Consider the following 20,233-nt stretch of genomic DNA (forward strand, 5'->3'; position numbering starts at 1 on the left):
CCCCGGCACGGGGTCGGGCCTTCGCCGTTGTCCGGGCCGTTCGGGTCAGCTCCGCACGACGCCGCGGTCGGCCAGCAGCTTCGCCTGCTGCGGCCAGGTCACCAGGCTGGGCGAGAAACGCATGCCGGCGGCCGCGATCGCGGCCCGCAGCCCGGCCTCGTCCGTGGCGGCCAGCTGCGCGTAGCTGGTGATGCCGGCGGCGACGAGTGCGCCGGCCATCTTCGGGCCGATCCCCTCGATCCGGGTGAGATCGTCCGGCGCGGTCGTCTCGGCACTGCGCTGCGCCGGTACGGCGTCAGCAGCAGAACCGGCGGACACGGTCCCGTCGGCCGTCGTGCTGTCGAGTGCTGAGGGAGTAACCACGTCGGGGGTCACTGCGGCAACCGGGTCGGCTGCCTCGGTGGACGCTGCCTCGGTGGCGGTGATGGGCTCGACGCCCGGTTCGCGGTCGGCGGCCAGGTCGTCGGCCAGGGCGGTGAAGGCGCGCTGGTCGCCCTCGGCCAGCAGGCGGGCCTGCTCCGGCCAGGTCGCCAGATTGGGCGAGAGGCGCAGCTTGGCGGCCTTGATCGTGGCTCGCAGTGCGGCGAGATCGGCATCGGCGAGGTCGCGGTAGGTGCTGATGCCGGCGGCGGCGAGGGTGGCGGCGATCTTCGGGCCGATGCCCTCGATGCGGGTCAGCTTGTCGGCCGGACGAGCGGTCCCGGCTGGCGCGACGGGCGCCGGGGTGGCGGGCGTCGGCTCGGCGGCAGCCGGGGCGACCGCGACGGGCGCGGGGGTTGCGACGATCGGCTCGGGCGCGGCGACGGGCTCGGGGGCCGCGACGGGTTCGGGGGCCGCGACGGGTTCGGGTGCCGCGATCGGCTCGGGTGCCGCAACGGGCTCCGTCTCAGCGACGGGCACGGTGACGGGCTCCGTCTCAGCGACGGGCACGGCGACGGGCTTCGTCTCGGCCGGCTCGACATCCGGCGTGGCGGTGGCGATCGGCTCAGCGTCCGGCGTGGTGGCGGCGATCGGCTCGACATCCGCCGTGGTGGCGGCGATCGGCTTGGCGGCGGCGATCGGCTCGACATCCGCGGCGGGAACGGTCTCAGCCACGGTGACGACCGGCTCGGCCGGCTCGACGGTCTCGGTCTCGGCGGTGGGCGCGGCCGTGACAACCGGCTCGGCCGGAGTGACAGTCTCGGCCACCGGCCCGCTCTCCACGATGGGCTCAGCGGCGACCGGATCCACCTCGGCCGGCACCGTAGTCTCCGGTTCGGTGGTCCCGACGGGTGCGGCGACGGCAGCCGCCGGGGCGGCCTCCGCGGCCGCGGACCGCCGGGATACGAGGATCCGGCCCCAGATCAGCCAGCCCGCGAGCAGGCCGACCAGGAGGGCGGCAACGATGGACAGGAGCGATGCCACGGCATGCCTCCGAAGACGAGGGTCGAGATGTAGGCGCGCAGCTTCGCACATCTCGATACCGGTCAGGTCTCGGCGTGCCGTTTTCGTGACCCCGGACGGGTGATTTCCCCACGAGCCGGTCAGGCACGGGGCTTGAGCAGCGTGATCCGGCTCGCGCCGAGCTCGGTCACGTACAGGTTGCCCGTGCTCACATCCTGCGTCACGTCCAGTGGCTGGCTGAATCCGGTCAGTCCGGTGATGCCGGTCGTGCGGTTGCTCAGCGTGCCGTTCGCCGCCACGTCGAACGTCTCGATGTCCTGTCCGGCCGAGTAGCGGACGACGAGCAGCTTGCCGTCGAGCGCGCCGCCGCGATACTCGATCGCGCCGTCGGCCGAGGCGTGCAGGCCCGCGTCGTAGGTGCCGGCGAGGTCGAAGTTGGGGTCCGGCAGTGTGCCGGCCGGGTACGCGCCCACCTGGAACGGATCCGTGCCCGCGGTCGGGTTGCCGCCGGCCAGCACCCACTCGCAGCGTTGCGGGTTCGGGTGCCCGTAGTAGCGACCCGCCTTCACGTCGAACACGTAGTCGGTCTCGGCGGTCGGCACTGACGTCAGCGCCGGCACGGCTGGGCCGGTGTAGCCGCGGCGGGCGCAGGACGCGGGCAGCGGTGCGGGGGTCGCCGGAGTGTTGCCGCCGGCCGCCGAGCCGTTCGTCGGCGCGTACAGGTGGCCGTTGCGGTGCCACACCAGGTCGTAGGCGTTCCGGACGCCGGTCGCGTGCAGGGTCACCGGAGCCCCGGCTGCGTAAGGGTTGTAGGTGCCACCGTCCGCGGTCTTCACGTTGATCGGCGTACCGGTGAACGCCGCCGGGTCGAGCCGCAGCACGGCCGCGCTGAGAAGTTGCTCGGGCCGGTTGCCCCAGGTCGAGTCGGGCGCGCCCATCGCGTTGTCGGCGCCCTGCGACACGTACAGCGCGCCGTCGGGTCCGAAGGCGAGCGAGTTGGTCTCGTGGTCCTTCACCGAGCGGGGCAGGTTCACCACCACCGGCGTGTAGGTGCCCAGGTCGGTGCCGCTGAGCCGGCCGATGCGGCCGGACCAGTCGGGCACGTTCAGCGGACCGGTGAACTCGTAGTTGTCGGTGACCCAGAGGTTGCCCGCCGGGTCGAAGGCCATGCCGATCACCGTGCGGGCGGGCGCGCCGGGCAGCCCGAGGGCCGCCGCGTTGTCCCGGACCGCGGTGATGATCGTGGCGGTGCCCAGGGTGCCGTCCGCGTTGATCGGGAAGCGGAAGATGCGCCCGTCGAGGGTGCCCGCGTACAGGCGGTTGCCGGGGCCCTCGACCACCGTCGTGAAGGACGCGCCGGTCGCGACGCCGACCACCTTGTCGAAGGCGGCCGGGCCGCCCGGCCCGGTGCCGGCCCCGGTCGTGAAGACGATGGAGTACGGCGTGAAGGCCCGCCCGCTCACGTCCTTCACCCCCGCGGTCAGGCTGAACCGGTACGCGGTGTCCGCCGCGAGCGCCGCGGTCGGGGAGAGGTTGACGACGTCTCCGCCGCCGCTGGTGATGGTGTTGGCCGGCACCGCCACGCCGTCGCTGACCCGCGTCAACGTCACGGTCGCGGACGTCAGCGTGGCCTGGTCGACGCCGCCGTTGGGCAGCACCAGATCCTCGACGACACTGCCGGTCGGCGACACCGCGGTGGCGCCGTTGGCCGGTGTGCTGGTCCGTACGCCGGGGATCGCGCCCGCTGCCGGCACGCTGGCGACGTCCACGTAGTCGAGCTTGGTGTTGGTGCCACCGGCCGGGCTGAGCGTGAGCCGTCCGTCGGTGACGGTGACCGTCCGGGTCGCCGTGGCGTGCTTGACGGACGCGGTCGGGGTGAACGCGGCGACGGCGTTCTGATCCTCGATGCTGAGCCAGTGCACGCTGTTGACGGCCGTGCCCGCGTCACCGACCGCGGCCGTCACCGTGTAGGTCCCGTTCGGCACGACGGCCTCCCACGACCCGGGCGTGGTGACTCCCGTCGAGCCGGCCGGCAACTGGGCGTGGATCAGGGTGGCGAGCCGGACGTCGGGCTGGGCGGCGTCCGGGTTCCGGTTGCGGCCGTTGCCGGCCAGGCTCAGCGGCGTCGTGGTGCCCAGCTGCACCCAGCCGTAGCCGCGAGCGGTGGTGAACGCGTCACCGGAGTCGCGCACGTAGCCGGTGGGCGGGGCGGTGGCGGCGTCGGAGAAGTTCACCTTGAGCGCGAACGCCGCCGGGGTCGCGGTGACGGTGGCCGACGGCGGTGACTCGGTGCCGGTGCTGTCCACGGCGGTGACGGTGTAGCCGTACGCGGTGCCGTTGCGGGCGGTGGTGTCCAGCCACGCCGCGCGGGTCAGCGGGGTCGCGCCCGAGATCAGCGTGCCGCCGCGGTGGACCCGGTAGCCGGCCAGATCCGCGGCGGCCGACGCTGTCCAGGCCAGGGCCACCTGCGCGTCGCCCGGCCTGGCGGTGAGACCGGTGGGTGCGGCCGGTGCGCCGGCCCGCGCGATCTCCAGGTAGTTCAGCTTGGTGTTGGTGCCGCCGGTCGCGTCGACGGTCAGCCGCCCGTCGCTCACCGGCACGGTCACGGTGGCGGTGCGGAACTCGGCCGCGGTGGTGGAGACGAAGCCGGACACCGCGGTCACGCCCTCGACCCGGATCGTGTGCGTGCTGTCGTACGCGGGCTGGTCACCGACCGACACGGTCACCTGGTACGAGCCCGGGGACAGCGCGTACTCCCAGGCGCCGGGGGTCGGCACGCCACTGGTGCCGCCGACGTCGCCGTACTGGAGGTGGATGAGGGTGTTGAGCCGCGCGTCGATCCCGGTGCGCGCCCGGTCGCGGGTGTTGCGGCTCAGGTCCAGCGGGTCGTGCGTGCCGGCCGTCACCCAGCCCGACCCGCGCGTGGCGTCGAAGCCGAGCCCGGTGTCGGCGGTGTAGCCGGCCGGGACCGCCGCGGCGGCCGGCTGGAAATTGACCTTCGCGACCGGGGTGACGGCCGCGTGTGCCGGTGCCACGGAGGCGAACGGCGCGACGAGTGCTGCCACGGCGACTGTCCACAGACGACGGCGCATGATGGTCCCCCAGACCGGCCCCCCCAGCAGGCCTGGCGGCAGCGTGGCACGGCGCCGGCGCGGCGCCCGCTGTCAGCAATCTGTCTGCGGTGTTCGCGCAGGTGGGAGGCTGGACCGAATGGTCGCGCTCCGACCGCAGGGCGTGAACGGATAGAGCGCCCGTAAGCGCCGATCATCGAGCGGATCCGCCACACCCGGTACAGATCGGCGCGGCCGGCCTGAGTGGCCGGCTCGGCGGTGAACCCCCACGCCGGCCGCGACGGAGCCGGCTCAGCGGGGCTGGCGGCGGCGGGCGATCGCGTACAGGTCGCGGGCCGGGCCGATCAGCTGTCCGGAGGCCGGCCACACCGCCCGCAACTGCCGCTGCAGCGGCATCGCCGTCGGGACCGCGACCAGCGTGCCCGCCGCCAGCTCCGCGGTGACCGCGAGCGAGCTGAGCACCGCCGCCCCGCTGCCGGCCGCCACCGCGTGCTTGATCGCGGTCGTCGACGACAGCTCGAGCAGCGGGGCCGCCGCGGCCAGCGGGGCCAGGGCCTGCTCGAACGCCCGCCGGGTGCCCGAGCCGGCCTCCCGCGACACCAGCGGGGTCCCGGCCAGCTCGGCCGGGGTGACACCGCGCCGCCGTTTCGACCACGGGTGCCCGGGCGCCACCACGACCGCCAGCCGGTCGGTGGCGACGGTCTCGGCGTGCAGGCCGGCCGGCGGCTCCGGGCCTTCGACGAAGCCGAGGTCGACCTCGTGCGCCAGCACCGCGGCCGCCACGTCGGCCGAGTTGGCCGCGCGCAGGGTCACGCTGAGCCCGGGATGGCCGGTGCGCAGGGCCACCAGCCACGCCGGTAGCAGGTATTCCGCGACGGTCTGGCTGGCCGCGACCGCGAGCCGGCTCTCGTGGGTCTCGCGCAGCGCGGCGACGCCGGTGGCCAGGGCGTCGGCCGCGTCCACGGCGGCGCGGGCCCAGTCGGCGACCAGGGCGCCGGTCGTGGTCAGCGTCGAGCCGCGCGCGGAGCGGTGCAGCAGGGTCAGCCCGAGGCGGCGTTCCAGCTCGCGGAGGCGGGCGCTGGCGGCCGGCTGGGAAATGTGGTGTGCCGTGGCCGCGCGGCCCACACTGCCCAGCCGGGCCACGCTGAGCAGCAGGTCGAAGCCGGTCAGGTCGGCGAAGGCCGGCGGCAGAGGCATAACGCGAGCTTATGACCCCACAGGCGGGCGGCGGCTACCGGGGAGCCGAGTGGGGCCGGACAGTGGAGATCATGACCGTCCTGCTCGAACGTCCCGTGCGCCCCGCCCCGATCGTGATCGGCCCCAACTGGTTCGCCGCTGTCATGGGTACGGGCATCGTCGCCACGGCCGCGGCTTCGCTGCCGCTGCAGGTGCCGGGGCTGCGGGCCCTCGCCACCGTCGTGTGGGCGCTGGCGTCGGCCCTGCTGGTCGTCCTGGTCACCGCCGCGGTCCGGCACCGGCGGGCGTACGCGGGGGACGTCGTCTCGGAGCAGTTCTGGGGCGCGCCGCCGATGGCCCTGCTGACCGTCGGCGCGGGGACGTTGCTGCTGGGCCGGGACTGGATCGGTGAGCCCGCCGCCGTCGCGGTGGACGTGGTGCTCTGGACGGCCGGGACACTGCTCGGGCTGGCGGTCGCCGTCATGATCCCGTACCGGATGGTGACCCGGCACCGGCCCGGACCGGGCACGGCTTTCGGTGGCCGGCTCATGCCGGTCGTCTCGCCGATGGTCTCGGCGGCGACCGGCGCCCTGCTCGTGCCCCACGTGCCCTGGCCCGTCGAGCTGCTGGCGGCCTGCTACGCGATGGCCGGGCTCAGCCTCGTCGCGGCGGCGCTGGTGTTCGTCCGGCTGTGGCGCCGGCTCGTCTCGTACGGCCGCGGCGCGGCCCGGATGGTGCCGACGTGGTGGATCGTGCTCGGCCCGGTCGGTCAGTCGGTCACCGCCGTGCACCTGCTGGGCCGCGCCGCCGACGGTGTGCTGGGTGAGCCGTACGCCGCCGCCGCGCAGCTGCTGGTGCTGCTCTACGGCGTACCGGCGCTGGTTTTCGCTCTGGGCTGGGCGGCCCTGGCCGCCGTGATCACCGTGCGCACCGCCCGGGCCGGGCTGCCGTTCTCGCTCACATGGTGGAGCTTCACGTTCCCGGTCGGCACGGTCGTGACCGGCGCGAGCGGGCTCGCCACCCGCGTCCCGTCGGCCCTGCCGGCCGCCCTGGCCGTGGCGCTCTATGCGATGCTGCTGGCCGCCTGGTCGGTCGTCGCCGTCCGCACGCTGCGCGCGGTGCGCCGGGGTGACCTCCTCCGGCCGGCACCGCCCGCGTAGCCTCTGAGCAGGGCTGCGTCGAGATGAGTGAGGGAGTCGTTGGCCACGGACCTGCTCACCGAGCTGGCCGGCGCACGCCGCCTGGCCGTCGCCCACGACCGGCCCGACCTCGCCGGACGCCTGGACCGCGCGACCGCCCAGCTGCAGAGCGGTGACGTCACCGTGGCGGTGGTGGGCGAGTTCAAGCAGGGCAAGAGCACACTGGTCAACGCCCTGTTGCGCACCGACGTGTGCCCGGTGGACCCGGACGTCGTCACCGCCGTGCCGACCCTCCTGCGCTACGGCACCGAGCCCTCGGTCACCCTGCACGTGCCGGCCGAGGACGGCTCGGTGGATCCCGTCGCCGTGCCGTTCGACCAGCTCAGCGGGCATGTCACCGGCGCGGCTGCGGCGGCCGGGGCGCGGGCGCCGCGCAGCGTGGAGGTCCGCCTCGACCGGCGGCTGCTCGGCGCCGGGCTGTCCTTCGTCGACACGCCGGGCGTCGGCGGCCTCGACTCCGCGCACGGCAACCTGACCCTCGGCGCGCTGACCGGGGCCGCGGCGGCGCTGTTCGTCACCGACGCGTCCCAGGAGCTGACCGCCGCCGAGGTCGACTTCCTGCGCCGGGTGCTGGAGCGCTGCCCGGCCGCGTACTGCGTCGTCACCAAGACCGACTTGTACGGCGAGTGGCGGCGCATCGTCGAGCTCGACGCCGGGCACCTCGCCGCCGCCGGTCTCGACGTGCCGGTCGTGGCCGTCTCGTCGTTCCTGCGGCTGCGGGCCCAGGCCCGCGACAGCACCGAGCTCAACACCGAGTCCGGCTATCCGCTGTTGGTCGAGCTGCTGCGCCGCGACGTGCTCGGCGCCGCCCGGACCGGGGCCCGCACGGCCGCGCGCGCCGAGCTGGCGTTCGTCGTGGCCCAGCTGCGCGAGCGGGTGGTGGCCGAGCAGGCCGCGGCGAGCTCACCCGCGGCGGCGGAGACCCTGGTCCAGCGGTACGCCGAGAAGCAGCGCCGCACCCGCACCCTGGGCTCCTGGCAGACCGTGCTCGGCGACGGCATCCAGGACCTCACCGCCGACGTCGACCACGACCTGCGCGAACGCCTGCGGACCATGCTGCGCGCCGGGGAGGAGCTGCTCAACGAGTCCGACCCGCGCGACACCTGGCCGGAGTTCCAGGCCTGGGCGGCCCGCGAGGCGTCCGCGGCCGCGGTGGACAACCTGATGCTGCTGGCCCAGCGCAGCGACCAGCTCGCCCAGGAGGTGGCCGCCCGCTTCGACCTGGAGTACGAGGGCCTCGACCTGGACCTGCCCTCACCGGAGCAGGGGCTGGGCAAGGTGGGCGGGCTCGACGTGGACTTCCACCGCTCCGGCATGCAGCAGTTCCTCGGCGCGTTCACCGCCGCCCGGATCACCTACGGCGGCTTCTACATGCTCGGGGCCATCGGCGCGATGTTCAACGTGTTCATCGCCGCGCCGATCGGCCTGATCGCCGGGCTCACCCTGGGCCGCCGGCTGGTCAAGCAGGAACGCGAACGGCAGATCCAGCAGCGCCGCCAGCAGGCCCGCACCGAGCTGCGCCGCTACATCGACGACGTCTCCTTCCACGTGGGCCGCGACTCCCGCGAGGCGGTCCGGCGCACCCAGCGGCTGCTGCGCGACGAGTTCACCGCCCGGGCCGCCGCCGTGGAACGCTCGACGGCCGAGGCGGCGTCCGCGGTCCGCGAGACGGCCGCGCTGCCGGCGGACCAGCGTGCGGCGCGGGCCCGGCAGCTCGCCGCCCAGCGCGCGGAACTGGACAAGCTGGCATGACTCTGCTGGCGGACGTGCAGGCGTTGCTGGACCGGGCGCTGGCCGAGACGGGTGACCCGGCCGTGCGGGCGGCGGTCGGCGCCGCCCGGCGCCGCCTGGGCGAGCCGCTGCGGGTGGCCCTCGCCGGCAAGGTCAAGGCGGGCAAGTCCACCCTGCTCAACGCGCTGGTCGGTGAGGGCCTGGCCCCCACCGACGCGGGGGAGTGCACCCGCATCGTGACCTGGTACGCCGACGGCCCGACGTACGCGGTCACGGCCCACCTGCGGGACGGCAGCACCCGGCCGTTGCCGTTCCGCCGGGTCGCCGGCGCGGTCCGGATCACCCTCGACCGGCCCGCCGGGCAGATCGACCACCTCGAGGTACGCGTCCCCAGCGCCCGCCTGCGCCGGCACACCCTGATCGACACGCCCGGCATCGCATCGCTGTCCACCGAGGTGTCCCTGCGGACCACCGCGTTCCTCGACGCCGAGTCCGACCGGCCCGCTCAGACCGACGCGGTCATCTACCTGCTGCGCCACATGCACGCCGACGACCTCCGCTTCCTGGAGTCTTTCCACGGCGACGACCTGGCCGGCGGCACCCCGGTCAACACCGTCGGGGTGCTCTCCCGGGCCGACGAGATCGGTGGCGCCCGGCTGGACGCGATGGAGGCGGCCGCCCGGGTCGCCGCCCGCTACGCCGCCGACGACCGGTTGCGCCGGCTCTGCCCCGTCGTCGTGCCGGTGGCCGGCCTGCTCGGCGCGGCCGGGGCGACGCTGCGTGAGGACGAGTTCCGCACTCTGGCCGCGGTGGCCGCGCTGCCGATGGCCGACGTGGTGGAGCTGCTGCTGACCGCCGACCGCTTCGCCGGCTCGGCGCCCGGCCGGCGTGAGGTGCTCGGCCGGCTCGGGCTGTTCGGCGTGCGGCTGTCGGTGCGGCTCATCCGCGAGCAGAAGGTGCACGACTCCGCCGATCTGGCCGCCGCACTGACCGCGCACAGCGGCATCGACCGGCTGCGGGAGGTCTTCGCGGCCCAGTTCGTCGGGCGCAGCGAGGTGCTCAAGGCCCGGTCCGCGCTGGCCGTGCTGGACGAGTTCATCGACCCCGGCTCGGCGCTGGCGGCGCAGGCCGAGCGGATCCGGGCCAGCGCCCACGAGTTCGTCGAGCTGCGGCTGCTGCACCTGCTGCGGTCGGGCCGGCTGCCGGGCACGCAGGCCCAGCTGGCCGAGATGGACCTGCTGCTCGGCGGGGCGGGCGGGGCCGCGTACCTGCGGCTGAGCCTTCCGGCCGATGCGTCGCCGGAGCAGATCGCCGCGGCGGCCCGGGAGGCCCTGACCCGCTGGCAGACGCTGGCCGAGCACCCGTTCTCGGCCCGGGAGCTGCGCACCGCGGCACGCGCGGTCACCCGCAGCTGTGAGGGGCTGCTGGCCGGCGTCGCCTGAACCGTGCGCCCGGCCGAACGGCCGGGTCCATGGCCGCCGGGACGGGTCACTGGCGCGCCCGCGTCATGCTGATCAGGTGCGCTTCATCCTGAACGTCCTCTGGTTCATCTTCGGCAGCGGCTTCGTATTGGCCTTGGGCTACGGGCTGGCCGCGCTGCTCTGCTTCGCTCTCGTGGTGACCATCCCGTTCGGGGTCGCGGCGCTGCGGCTGGCGTCGTACTCGCTGTGGCCGTTCGGCCGCACCCTGGTCACCCGGCCCACCGCGGGCGTTGCCTCGGGCCTGGCCAACGTGCTGTGGGTCGTCATCGCCGGCTGGTGGCTGGCGCTGGGTCACGTGGTCGCGGGCATCGCCCAGTGCGTGACGATCATCGGCATCCCGTTCGGCATCGCGAACTTCAAGCTGGTGCCGGCGGCGTTCTGGCCCCTCGGCCGCGAGATCGTCGACCTGGACGAAGCCGCCGGCTGAGCCCGCGAGGGTCAGAGGCGGCTGTAGGCGGCCCGCAGCGCGGCGTGCCGCCTCTGGTCGGCCCGCTTGCGCCGTTGCTCGATCACCTCGGTGGTGGCCCGCAGCTGCCGTTGCAGGGCGCCGAGCGGGACGAGGCTCTCCGCCAGCCCCAGCCGGGCCCCGGCACTCCCCAGGGTCCGCGGCACCTCGTCCAGCAAGGCGAGATCCGGCGTCCGGGCGGCCGGTACGGTGGTCCCGGTCAGCTCGGCCACTCTGCGTTCGGCGTACGCGATCTGGTCCGGCAGGGCCCGCAGACCCGCAGCCGCGTCGCGGATGTGGTTGTCGTATTCGCGGGCCGACCACTCGGCCCTGAACTGGTCGGCGGACCCCGTGGTCCGGCCCATCACGGCCCGTATCACCGTGCCCGCCGCCCCGGCGGCCGTGCCGAGGTGCCGGCCGGCCTCCTCGCATTGTCCCAGCGCCCGGGTGTAGAGCAGCGTCGCCACGACCAGCCGCTGATAGTGCCCGTCGTTGAGTCGCAGCGCGGGCTCGACCAGGGCGTCGATCTGCTCGGCCAGAGCCTCTGCGTGGGCCTGCTGCTGTTCGATCTGGACGGTCAGGTCCTGCTGGCTGCGCCGCAGATCCCTGATCCGTTTGACCGTGGCTATGTCCTTGCCGAGCGAGCCACCGAAGAGCCGGACCGGGACCGGCTTGCCCGCGAGCTCGGCCGTCGTCTCCTCCAGCCGCCGCTGGTCCGTGTCGAGGGCGCTGGTCACTCGGCGGAAGGCGGCCAGGTGAGGCGTGATCAACAGACGTGATTCGGCGTCCAGCATCGGCAGAGGATAGACACCCGTACCCACCTGGGGCTACGGGTGGTGATCAATAGGTCGCGAGGTGCGACTTGCGACAGTTCCCGATCCGGCGAATGTGCTTGCCGAGCGGGGGTGGGTCGTCGATCATCGGCCGATGGCCGCCGATTTCTCCGTCAAGCCCACCCTCGTCGGCCCCCGCGTCGTGCTGCGTCCGTTCGTGGCCGGTGACTTCCCGGCCGTCCGGGACGCCCTGCGCGATCCCGAGGTCGTCCGGCTCACCGGCAGCCGGCCGATCGTCTGGGACGCGGACGCCGAGGAGCGGCTCCGCGAGTGGTACGGCACCCGCGCCGGGCAGCGCGACCGGCTCGACCTGGCCGTCGAGGAGCGCGCCACCGGAGCCTGGGTCGGTGAGGTCGTCCTGAACGAGTGGGACCCGGCCGACGGCAGCTGCAACTTCCGGACCATGTTCGGGCCGGGCGGACGGGACCGGGGGCTCGGCACCGAGGCGGTCCGGCTGCTCGTCGGGTACGCGTTCGAGCAGCTCGGCCTGCACCGCATCGCCCTCGAGGTGTACCCCTTCAACCCGCGCGCCCGCCGGGCGTACGAGAAGGTGGGTTTTGTCGTCGAGGGGGTGCGGCGGGACGCGTTGCGGACGCCGCAGGGCTGGGTGGACGCCACGGTCATGGCGATCCTGGCCGACGATTGGAAGGGTCAGGACCAGCAGGGGTGACCCTCGCGGTCGTTCCCCTCGGTGAGGACCTGCTCGGCGGAGCCGTCCACCTTCGCGATCACGATCTTCGGCTGTTCCAGGGGTCCGCGGGAGAAGGCCAGCCAGGTGCCGTCCGGGGACCAGGACGGGTCCATCTCGCGGTCCTCGTGCTCGGTCAGCTGCCGGGGGTGCCCGCCGTCGGCGTCGATCAGCCAGATGTCGGACGCGCCGTTGCCGGTGTTGCGGGTGTACGCGATCGTCTTCCCGTCCGGTGCCCAGTTCGGATCGACGCCGGGGGCGCTGTCGCCCTCGGTGATCTGGCGGCCGGGCTCCTGGGGATCGCCGGTGTCCAGGACGAAGATCTGCGGCTGGTCGCCGACGACCTTCCAGTAGGCGATGGATGCGCCGTCGGGTGACCAGGCCGGGTCGTCCTTCTTGCCGGGTGCCGAGGTCAGCTGGGTCGGCTTCGACCCGCCGATCTTGACGGTGAAGATCTGCGGGGTGCCGTCGACTCGGCTCAGGAACGCGAGCGCGGTGCCGTCGGGGTTCCACGAGACCCGGCCGCCGATGGCCTTCTCGGCGACCTTCTCCGGCCGGCTGCCGTCGGCGTTCATCACCCAGACGGAATTGCTGCCGTTGGGCTCGTACCGCATCACCGCGACCCGTTCGCGGTTGCGTGACCACTCCGGCACGGCGTCGCCGCCGGTGTCCGCGACGGCCGTGCGGCCGGGTTTGCCGGGGGTGAGCAGGTAGGCGCTGGACTTCAGCTCGGGCCGCTTGTCGCCGCCGGCGTCGACCTGGATCAGCATCCCGGCGGTGGGGAAGGCCGGCGCACCGGCCGACGGGGACGCGGTCGGCGCCGCGGCCGTGCCCCGGTCCTTGTCGCCGCGCCGGACCAGGGCGACCAGGACCGTGGTCCCGGCGATCATCGCGAGGGTGAGGGCACCGACCAGGACCAGCAACTTGCCGTTGCGCCGGGCCGGCGGCCGGTCGCCGCCGGCCGGCGCCGGCGGATGGTGCACCGGCGGGGGCCCGGACGGCGGCGCGGGGCTCGTCGGCTGGGGGAATGTGCGGGTCGGGGCACCGAAGGACTGCCCGTTCGACGGTACGGACGCAGCGCCGCGCGAGTAGGCCACCGGGCCGTGCGCCGCCCCGCCGGGCACGATCCGTGTGGCTCCCGCCGTCCCGTTCCCGTTCCCGTTCCCGTTACCGGTGCCGTGGCCGCTGCCCGCTAGGAGCTGCGTGGATCCGGCGTCGACGGGAGTTCCTGGCGCGGTCTGCGGGCCGTTGTCCGCCAGGAGCTGGGTGGATCCAGCGTCGTCCTGCGGCGCGGTGCCGATGCCCGTCGCCGCTTGCGTGGATTCGGCGTCAGGGGGTGCGGTCGCCCAGGTGGCCTGCGCGAAACCCGCGGTAGCCGGCGTCTCGGGCACGGGGTCCCCGACTTCCGGGTCCTGCCAGGCCGCTGTCGCGTCGGTGGCGGCCGGCGTGACCGGCTCCGGATCGGCCACGGCGACCGGGAGCGGCGGCGGCGCCACCGCGTCACCGAAGGGCGATACCCCACCGGTGACCAGCGCCGTGGCCACGGCAGCGCCCATCGCGACGCTGTGCTCCGGATGCGGGTCGGCCACCACCGGCCGGTCGAACGCCGTGGCCAGCAGCTGCCCGATCAGCGGGATCCGCGACGATCCGCCCGCCAGCAGCACCGCGTCCAGCTCGGCCGGGGCCACCCCCGCCGCGCGCAGCGCCCGGTGCATCGCCGCGACCGTGTCGGCCAGCGCCGGGGCGATCATCGATTCCAGTTCGGAGCGGTTCAGCCGGACCCGGGTGTGCACGCCGGGCAGCGCCACCGGGATCATCACCTCGGTGTCGAAGGACAGCGCCTCCTTGGCCTCCACACAGTCACGGCGCAGCCGGGCCAGGGCGGTGACCACGTCGGGCTCGTTCGGGTCCAGGCCCTCGACCCGGTCGCCGAGCACACCCAGGACGTGCCCGAAGACCGCCTCGTCGAAGTCCGCGCCGCCGAGCTGCTCGATGCCCTCGGGCTCGCCGAGCACCTGGAAGCCCTCGCCCTCCCGGCGCAGCACCGCCGCGTCGAAGGTCCCGCCACCCAGGTCGTACACGGCCACTGTCTCGCCCGGACCGATCCGGCGGGCGGTCGCGTGCTGGAGCGCCGCGGCCTCCGGCTCGGTGCGCAGCAAGGCCGGCCCGGTGTCGGCCAGCCGCAGTGCCTGGTCCAGTTGCTCCCGTTTGTACGGTCCCCAGTTCGCCGGGTGCGTCACGGTCAGCACTGTGGGCGGCCCGTCCTGCAGCCGGATCACCGTGTCCAGCACGTGCCGCAGCAGCTTGGCGGTCAGCGCGTGCGCGGAGAACGGCACGCCACCGGCCAGGATCGGCACCGGGTCGCCGATGCGGCGCTTGAACTCACGGGCCAGCCGCGCCGGCTCGGCCTGACCACGGCGCTCGGCCGCCTCACCGATCAGCAGGCCACCGTCGGGGAGCACGAAGACCAGCGACGGGATCTCGGCCCGGCGCCCGCCCAGCCGGACCACCTCGGTGCGCCCGTCGACGCGGACCGCCGCCGCCGTCTGGGTCGTACCGAGATCGATCCCCAAGCCGTACTGCATCGCCACAGCTAGAGACCTTAAGGGCAACGCGCCAGCCCCGGCACCGCCGGACGGGCGGTGTCGCGGGTGGTTCTCCCGGGCTCACCCGCCGGGGGCCGGGCGCCGCATGAGGTGGCCGGTGGCGGTGAAGCGTTCGTTGCCGGCCAGCGGACCGGTCCGGGTCTCCCGCACGACGAAGCCTTCGCTGCGATACAGGGCCAGCGCGTGCGGGTGGCCGTCGAGGACCGTGACCTCCGCGTGGTCACCGGTGTGGGCGAGGGCTTGGCGCAGCGGAGCCCGGCCGATGCCGTGGCGGTGGTGCGCCGGGTCGACGTAGAGCCAGGTGATCTCATCGCCGTCGAGGGCCACGAAGCCGGTCACCACGCCGCCGGTCTCGGCGACCCAGAGGAGGCCGTCGAAGAGGCCCTCGCCCTCGGCGGTCTGTTCCAAAGTCAGGAAGGCGTCCAAGCCGGCGGAGTCGCGCAGCTCGTCGAGGCGGGCGGCGTCGTGGATGCGGCAGAGGGCGAGCCAGTCACTGTCGTCATACGCGCGGATCAGCACAGCGGACATCGTGCCGAGAGCGCCCAGCTCACGCCGCTGAATCACTGAACGTTTCAGCCGTGTTGACAGGTCGTTACCCAGGGGATCAACATATCTGCACTGACTGATGGAAGCGCTCCCAAGGAGACCCTTCGTGATCCGAACCCTCGGCGCCGCCGTCCTGCTCGTGGCCGGCCTCACCGCCGTACCGGCCGGTCCGGCCGCTGCCGCCGACGAGGTCGAGCAGGTCGTCAACGGCGGCTTCACCACCGGCACCGACCCGTGGTGGGGCAATCCCGGGCCGTTGGCCCTGACCGACGGCAAAGCCTGTATGGACGTGCCGGGCGGCACCAGCAACCGGTGGGACGTCGCCGTCGGTCAGAACGACATCGATCTCGTCGCGGGCGAGACCTACCGGTACTCGTTCACAGCCAGCGGCGATCCCGATGGGCATGTCGCCCGGGCGATCGTGGGGCTGGCCGTCTCGCCGTACGACACGTACTTCGAGGCGTCGCCGGCGTTGACCGTCTCGGGCGACACGTACTCGTACACCTTCACCTCGGCCGTGACCACCGCCCAGGCGCAGGTCGCGCTGCAGGTCGGCGGGAGCGCCGACCCCTGGCGGCTCTGCCTGGACGACGTCTCGCTGGTCGGCGGCGTGCCGCCGGAGGTCTACCAGCCCGACACCGGCCCGCGCGTGCGGGTCAACCAGGTCGCCTACCTGCCGCGCGGGCCGAAGAAGGCCACGCTGGTCACGGAATCCACCACCAAGCTGCCCTGGCAGCTGAAGAACGCGGCCGGCGCCACCGTCGCGCGGGGCACCACCGTGCCGCGCGGGGTCGACGTGTCGTCCGGGCAGAACGTGCAGACGATCGACTTCAGCCGCTACCGCAAGCGCGGCACCGGCTACACGCTGGTCGCCGACGGTGAGACCAGCCGGCCGTTCGACATCGACGCCGCCGTCTACGAGCAGCTGCGGGCCGACGCGCTGAAGTTCTACTACACCCAGCGCAGCGGCATCGAGATCCGCGAGGACCTGCGGCCCGGGTACGCCCGCCCGGCCGGCCACGTCGACGTCCCGCCGAACCTGGGCGACGGCTCGGTGCCGTGCCAGCCCGGCGTCTGCGACTACAAGCTGGACGTGACCGGCGGCTGGTACGACGCCGGCGACCACGGCAAGTACGTCGTCAACGGGGGCATCTCCACCTGGCAGCTGCTCAACCAGTACGAGCGCACCTCCGAGCCGCGCAAGCTGGGCGACGGCACGCTGGCCATCCCGGAGAGCGGCAACAAGGTCCCGGACCTGCTCGACGAGGCCCGCTGGGAGCTGGAGTTCATGCTCAAGATGCAGGTGCCGGCCGGGAAGCCGTTCGCCGGCATGGTGCACCACAAGATCCACGACGCCAACTGGACCGGGCTGCCGCTGCTGCCGCACCTCGACCCCCAGCAGCGTGAACTGCACCCGGTCTCGACCGCGGCGACGCTGAACCTGGCCGCCACCGCCGCGCAGGCCGCCCGGATCTACCGCCACTACGACAAGGCGTTCGCCGCCAAGGCCCTGGCCGCGGCCCGGACCGCCTACACCGCCGCTCTGGCCGAGCCGGCCCGCTACGCCACCGTGGAGGACGGCACCGGCGGCGGCGCGTACAACGACGACAAGGTCGACGACGACTTCTACTGGGCCGCCGCCGAGCTCTACATCAGCACGGGTGACAAGAAGTACGCCCGTGACATCCTCGCTTCGCCGGTGCACACCGCGGACATCTTCGGCACTGGTGCCTTCGACTGGGCCAGCACCGCCGCGGCCGGCCGCCTCGACCTGGCCCTGCTGCCGAACAGGCTGCCCGGCCGCAACAAGGTCCGCGCCTCGATCGTCGCCGGCGCGGAGAAGTACCTCAAGATCCAGAACGCGCACCCGTACGGCGTCGCGTACGCCCCGGCCAACAACATGTGGGACTGGGGCTCCAACAGCGCGATCCTGAACAACATGACCGTGCTGGCCTCCGCCTACGACATCACCGGCCGCGACAGGTTCCGCAACGCGGTCTACGAGGGCATGGACTACATCTTCGGCCGCAACGCGCTCAACCAGTCCTACGTGACCGGTTACGGCGAGGTCAACTCGCACAACCAGCACAGCCGCTGGTACGCCCACCAGCTCGACCCGGCCCTGCCCAACCCGCCGAAGGGCTCCCTGGCCGGCGGACCGAACTCCTCGATCCAGGACCCGCTGGCGCAGAGCAAGCTGGCCGGCTGCGTGGGTCAGTTCTGTTACATCGACGACATTCAGTCCTGGTCGACCAACGAGCTGACCATCAACTGGAACGCACCGCTGGCCTGGGTGTCCTCGTTCATCGCGGACCAGAACTAGAATCCATGGCGTGATCGACGTCGAGAAGCCCGTGTGGCTTCTCGACGTCGACGGCGTCATCAACACGATCAAGCCCGGCTGGGGGGCCGCACCGCGCAAGTCGCTGGTGTGGTCGGGGGCGGACAACACGTCGTACGTGTTGCGCTGGTCCCCGCTGCTGGTCGACCGGATCCGGGCCCTGCACGACGGCGGCCGGGTCGAGGTCCGCTGGTGCACGACCTGGTGCCCGGAAGCCGAACGCCTCGAAAGCCTGTGGCGGCTGCCGGCGCTGGCCCGGGCCCTGGACGCCGACCCGATGCCCCGCGGCCCGCAGTGCTGGCCGCTCAAGCTGGCGGCGGCCCGGCAGGTGCTGGCCGAAGGCCGCCGGCTCATCTGGACCGACGACGAGGCGCTGCCCGCGCCGAGCCCGGAACGCGACGAGCTCACCACCGACGGCCGGGCGTTGCTGATCGCGCCGCGGGCGAACCGCGGCCTCCAGCCGGCGGATCTGCACCTGATCGAGAAGTTCGCCGAGGGGCGCCGGCTGCCGACGCACCGGGTGCCGGGCCGCCACCGCCAGCCGCCGGACTGAGGTTCAGGCCGGGTGCCGCTCCAGGAAGCGCCGGGCACGGCTGATATCCCGCCCGAGCAGGATGATCGCCGTCGCGCACAGCGCGGTCACCACCAGGGCCAGCACTGTCCAGATCACGCTGCGGTGCTGAACGGCCTGGCCGGCCTGCACGAGGATCAGCCCGGCCGGTGTGGCCATGAGCCGTCGTTGCCCCAGCAGGTCACCGGCGCCCTGGCGCGCCACCGGGGCGTCCCGCGGGTCGACCGGCGCGTGGCCGCGGATCTGGCGCAGCACCCGCCGGCGCTCCGCCGGGGCCAGCCCGGCCAGGGCCGACGGCCGCCGGGTCCGGGCCCGGTGCCGGAACACCAGGACCAGCGCCGTGATGATGACGGCCAGCCCCGTCAGGTTGATGCCGACGCCGATCCATTGCCACAGTTCGTCCGTCCCCACCCGCGACGGGTACCCCGGCTGCGACCGGTGGGAAACGCCACGGCGGGCCCGGCGTGGAAGCCGGGCCCGCCGATCGGGTCGTGCGGTCAGCGTTGCCGGGTCAGCAGCGCCGGACGGTACGGCAGCAGCCCGTAGTCGCCGCCGGAGCTCGGCGAGCGGCCCTGGTAGAGCAGCTGCAGGTTGCAGGGGTCGATGGTCATGGTCTGGTCGGCGTTCGTGCGGATCAGCTCACCGTGGCTGATGTCGTTGGTCCACGTCGCGCCGCTGTTGGCCTTGCCCGCGAACGGGTTGCTCTCGGTGGCGGCGTTCGGGGTCCAGGAGCCGTTGAGGCTGGTGGCGGTGAACGACCGGAAGTAGCGGCCGTTCGCGCCGATCGCCTCGACGATCATCAGGTACTGGTTCTGGCCCTGGACCTTGTAGACCTGGGGTGCCTCGAAGAGGCTGTTCTTCGAGTCGCTCATGACCACGGTCGAGGACCAGCCGAAGGTGCCGGGGAAGTTCCCGATCGGCATGCTGGCCCGGTAGATCTTGCCGTTGTCACCGGCGAAGAACAGGTACATGTTCGTGCCGTCACCGATGAGTGTCTGGTCGATCGGTCCGGTGTCGGAGCCGCTGATGGTGCCGGTGAAGAGCGGCTGCGCGGCCGACCAGCTGTTGGCGTTGGCCGGGTCGTTCGACGTGCGGTAGGAGAACGCGGTCGGGCCCCACTGGTGGGCCAGCACCCAGATGTTCTTCGGGGCGAAGTAGAACAGCGACGGCGCGACGGTGCCGGCGTTCATCTTGTTCTGGGCGGCCGAGCCGAGCTCGGAGAAGTTGTTGACCAGGCCGAAGTTCATGGAGCCCCACGACGTGCCGGTGTCGTGGGTGGTGGCGTAGACGAGCTGCTTGCCGTTGTACGGCGCGGTGGTGAAGTCCTTGAGCGACACCCAGCCCGACTTCGGGTTGGCCAGCGAGCCGGTCGAGCTCCACCGGTACGACGACGGCAGCGCGCACGAGGCCGGGGTCGTGGTGGGCGTGGTCGGCGTGGTGCTGCCCCCGCCGGAGCCGGAGCAGGAGGTGATCCGGGGACGGGCGGTGGTGTTGCCGTTGAACATGGTGGTGAAGCCGAACGCGTTGCCGGAGCCGTTGGACTTCACCGTCATGACGGTGCCGCTGCCGTCCCAGGTCGCGGTGCCGTTCCAGACCGAGGAGACCTGCTGCGGCGACGTGAGGGTGACGACGACGCTCCAGGCGCCGGCCCCGGTCACGGTGACCGTGGAGTTGTAGCGGTCGCCCCAGGCGGTGCCGGGCGTCAGCGTGGCGGTGCAGGAGCCGGATCCCGACGCCGGGGGAGTGGCCGGGGTGGTCACCGGGGTCGTCGTGCCGCCGGCGTTGAGGGCGTTCAGCACCGAGGTGTACGCGGCCTTCTTGTTGCCGGAGCCGTCGAACAGCAGCGGGTTCTCGCCCGGGCGCCACGAGTCGCTGTCACGGATGCCCCAGGCGGTGATGCCGGTGCACCGGGACACGGCCAGGCAGGCCTTCGTGACGGTCGCGTAGATGTTCGCCTGGTTGCCGCCCTGGGCCACGTCCAGTTCGGTGATCTGCACGTCGACGCCCAGATCGGCGAAGCGCTGCAGGTTGGCCTGGTAGGTCGAGTCGATGCCGGTGCCCAGGTGCGACTGGAAGCCGACGCAGTCGATGGGCACGCCGCGGGACTTGAAGTCGCGGACCATGTTGTAGATGCCGGTGGACTTGGCGTTGATGCCGTCGGT

Annotated in this window: 15 protein-coding genes; 7 read left to right on the forward strand and 8 right to left on the reverse strand. The window is 73.3% G+C overall.

Annotated features, from left to right (window positions below; translation table 11 throughout):
* Nucleotides 1-45: 45 nt before the first annotated feature.
* The 3 genes from ACWEOZ_RS18725 to ACWEOZ_RS18735 all read right to left on the reverse strand — a co-directional run bounded on the left by ACWEOZ_RS18725 (nt 46) and on the right by ACWEOZ_RS18735 (nt 5,651).
* Nucleotides 46-1,404, reverse strand: a complete 1,359-nt coding sequence (locus ACWEOZ_RS18725; protein ID WP_451911941.1) for a helix-hairpin-helix domain-containing protein — start codon at nt 1,402-1,404, stop codon at nt 46-48.
* A 119-nt stretch (nt 1,405-1,523) separates the two neighbouring features.
* On the reverse strand, nt 1,524-4,475 hold the full coding sequence (locus ACWEOZ_RS18730) for an Ig-like domain-containing protein (RefSeq protein WP_451911942.1): 2,952 nt from the start codon (nt 4,473-4,475) through the stop codon (nt 1,524-1,526).
* Nucleotides 4,476-4,745: 270 nt separating this feature from the next.
* Nucleotides 4,746-5,651 carry a LysR family transcriptional regulator gene (locus ACWEOZ_RS18735; protein WP_451911943.1) on the reverse strand — a complete coding sequence of 302 codons (906 nt, stop codon included), beginning with the start codon at nt 5,649-5,651 and terminating at the stop codon, nt 4,746-4,748.
* An 11-nt stretch (nt 5,652-5,662) separates the two neighbouring features.
* On the opposite strand from ACWEOZ_RS18735, the gene ACWEOZ_RS18740 reads away from it, so the two are divergent.
* From ACWEOZ_RS18740 to ACWEOZ_RS18755, 4 genes are all read left to right on the forward strand, one after another.
* Entirely contained in the window at nt 5,663-6,790 is a 1,128-nt protein-coding gene (locus tag ACWEOZ_RS18740; RefSeq protein WP_451911944.1) for a TDT family transporter, read from the forward strand.
* A gap of 27 nt (nt 6,791-6,817) precedes the next feature.
* Nucleotides 6,818-8,581 (forward strand): dynamin family protein, encoded by a 1,764-nt coding sequence (locus ACWEOZ_RS18745; protein ID WP_451911945.1) that lies wholly within the window; start codon nt 6,818-6,820, stop codon nt 8,579-8,581.
* Entirely contained in the window at nt 8,578-10,002 is a 1,425-nt protein-coding gene (locus ACWEOZ_RS18750; protein WP_451911946.1) for a dynamin family protein, read from the forward strand. Before ACWEOZ_RS18745 ends, ACWEOZ_RS18750 begins: the two co-directional genes overlap by 4 nt.
* A gap of 76 nt (nt 10,003-10,078) precedes the next feature.
* Nucleotides 10,079-10,468 (forward strand): YccF domain-containing protein, encoded by a 390-nt coding sequence (locus ACWEOZ_RS18755; protein ID WP_451911947.1) that lies wholly within the window; start codon nt 10,079-10,081, stop codon nt 10,466-10,468.
* A gap of 11 nt (nt 10,469-10,479) precedes the next feature.
* Here ACWEOZ_RS18755 and ACWEOZ_RS18760 read toward each other — a convergent pair whose 3' ends face one another.
* Nucleotides 10,480-11,280 (reverse strand): hypothetical protein, encoded by an 801-nt coding sequence (locus tag ACWEOZ_RS18760; protein ID WP_451911948.1) that lies wholly within the window; start codon nt 11,278-11,280, stop codon nt 10,480-10,482.
* Between the two features lie 133 nt (nt 11,281-11,413).
* Between ACWEOZ_RS18760 and ACWEOZ_RS18765 the strand changes: the two genes are divergently transcribed.
* A complete protein-coding gene (locus ACWEOZ_RS18765) occupies nt 11,414-11,989 on the forward strand; it encodes a GNAT family N-acetyltransferase (RefSeq protein WP_451911949.1) in 576 nt (191 codons plus the stop codon).
* On the opposite strand, the gene ACWEOZ_RS18770 is transcribed toward ACWEOZ_RS18765, so the two are convergent.
* Nucleotides 11,971-14,592 (reverse strand): Hsp70 family protein, encoded by a 2,622-nt coding sequence (locus ACWEOZ_RS18770; protein ID WP_451911950.1) that lies wholly within the window; start codon nt 14,590-14,592, stop codon nt 11,971-11,973. The genes ACWEOZ_RS18765 and ACWEOZ_RS18770 overlap by 19 nt on opposite strands.
* 81 nt (nt 14,593-14,673) lie before the next feature.
* Nucleotides 14,674-15,141, reverse strand: coding sequence for a GNAT family N-acetyltransferase (locus ACWEOZ_RS18775; protein ID WP_451911964.1), 468 nt, complete (start codon nt 15,139-15,141; stop codon nt 14,674-14,676).
* Between the two features lie 124 nt (nt 15,142-15,265).
* On the opposite strand from ACWEOZ_RS18775, the gene ACWEOZ_RS18780 reads away from it, so the two are divergent.
* Both ACWEOZ_RS18780 and ACWEOZ_RS18785 read left to right on the forward strand, forming a co-directional pair.
* Nucleotides 15,266-17,482: a glycoside hydrolase family 9 protein gene (locus tag ACWEOZ_RS18780; RefSeq protein ID WP_451911951.1), complete on the forward strand. Its 2,217-nt coding sequence runs from the start codon at nt 15,266-15,268 to the stop codon at nt 17,480-17,482.
* A gap of 10 nt (nt 17,483-17,492) precedes the next feature.
* Nucleotides 17,493-18,053, forward strand: a complete 561-nt coding sequence (locus tag ACWEOZ_RS18785; protein ID WP_451911952.1) for a hypothetical protein — start codon at nt 17,493-17,495, stop codon at nt 18,051-18,053.
* 3 nt (nt 18,054-18,056) lie between these two features.
* Here ACWEOZ_RS18785 and ACWEOZ_RS18790 read toward each other — a convergent pair whose 3' ends face one another.
* Together ACWEOZ_RS18790 and ACWEOZ_RS18795 are read right to left on the reverse strand one after the other, a co-directional pair.
* Entirely contained in the window at nt 18,057-18,482 is a 426-nt protein-coding gene (locus ACWEOZ_RS18790; RefSeq protein WP_451911953.1) for a hypothetical protein, read from the reverse strand.
* 86 nt (nt 18,483-18,568) lie between these two features.
* Nucleotides 18,569-20,233: non-reducing end alpha-L-arabinofuranosidase family hydrolase (locus tag ACWEOZ_RS18795; RefSeq protein WP_451911954.1), on the reverse strand; the 1,665-nt coding region annotated here is incomplete at its 5' end.

The sequence above is a fragment of the Actinoplanes sp. NPDC004185 genome (assembly GCF_053603475.1).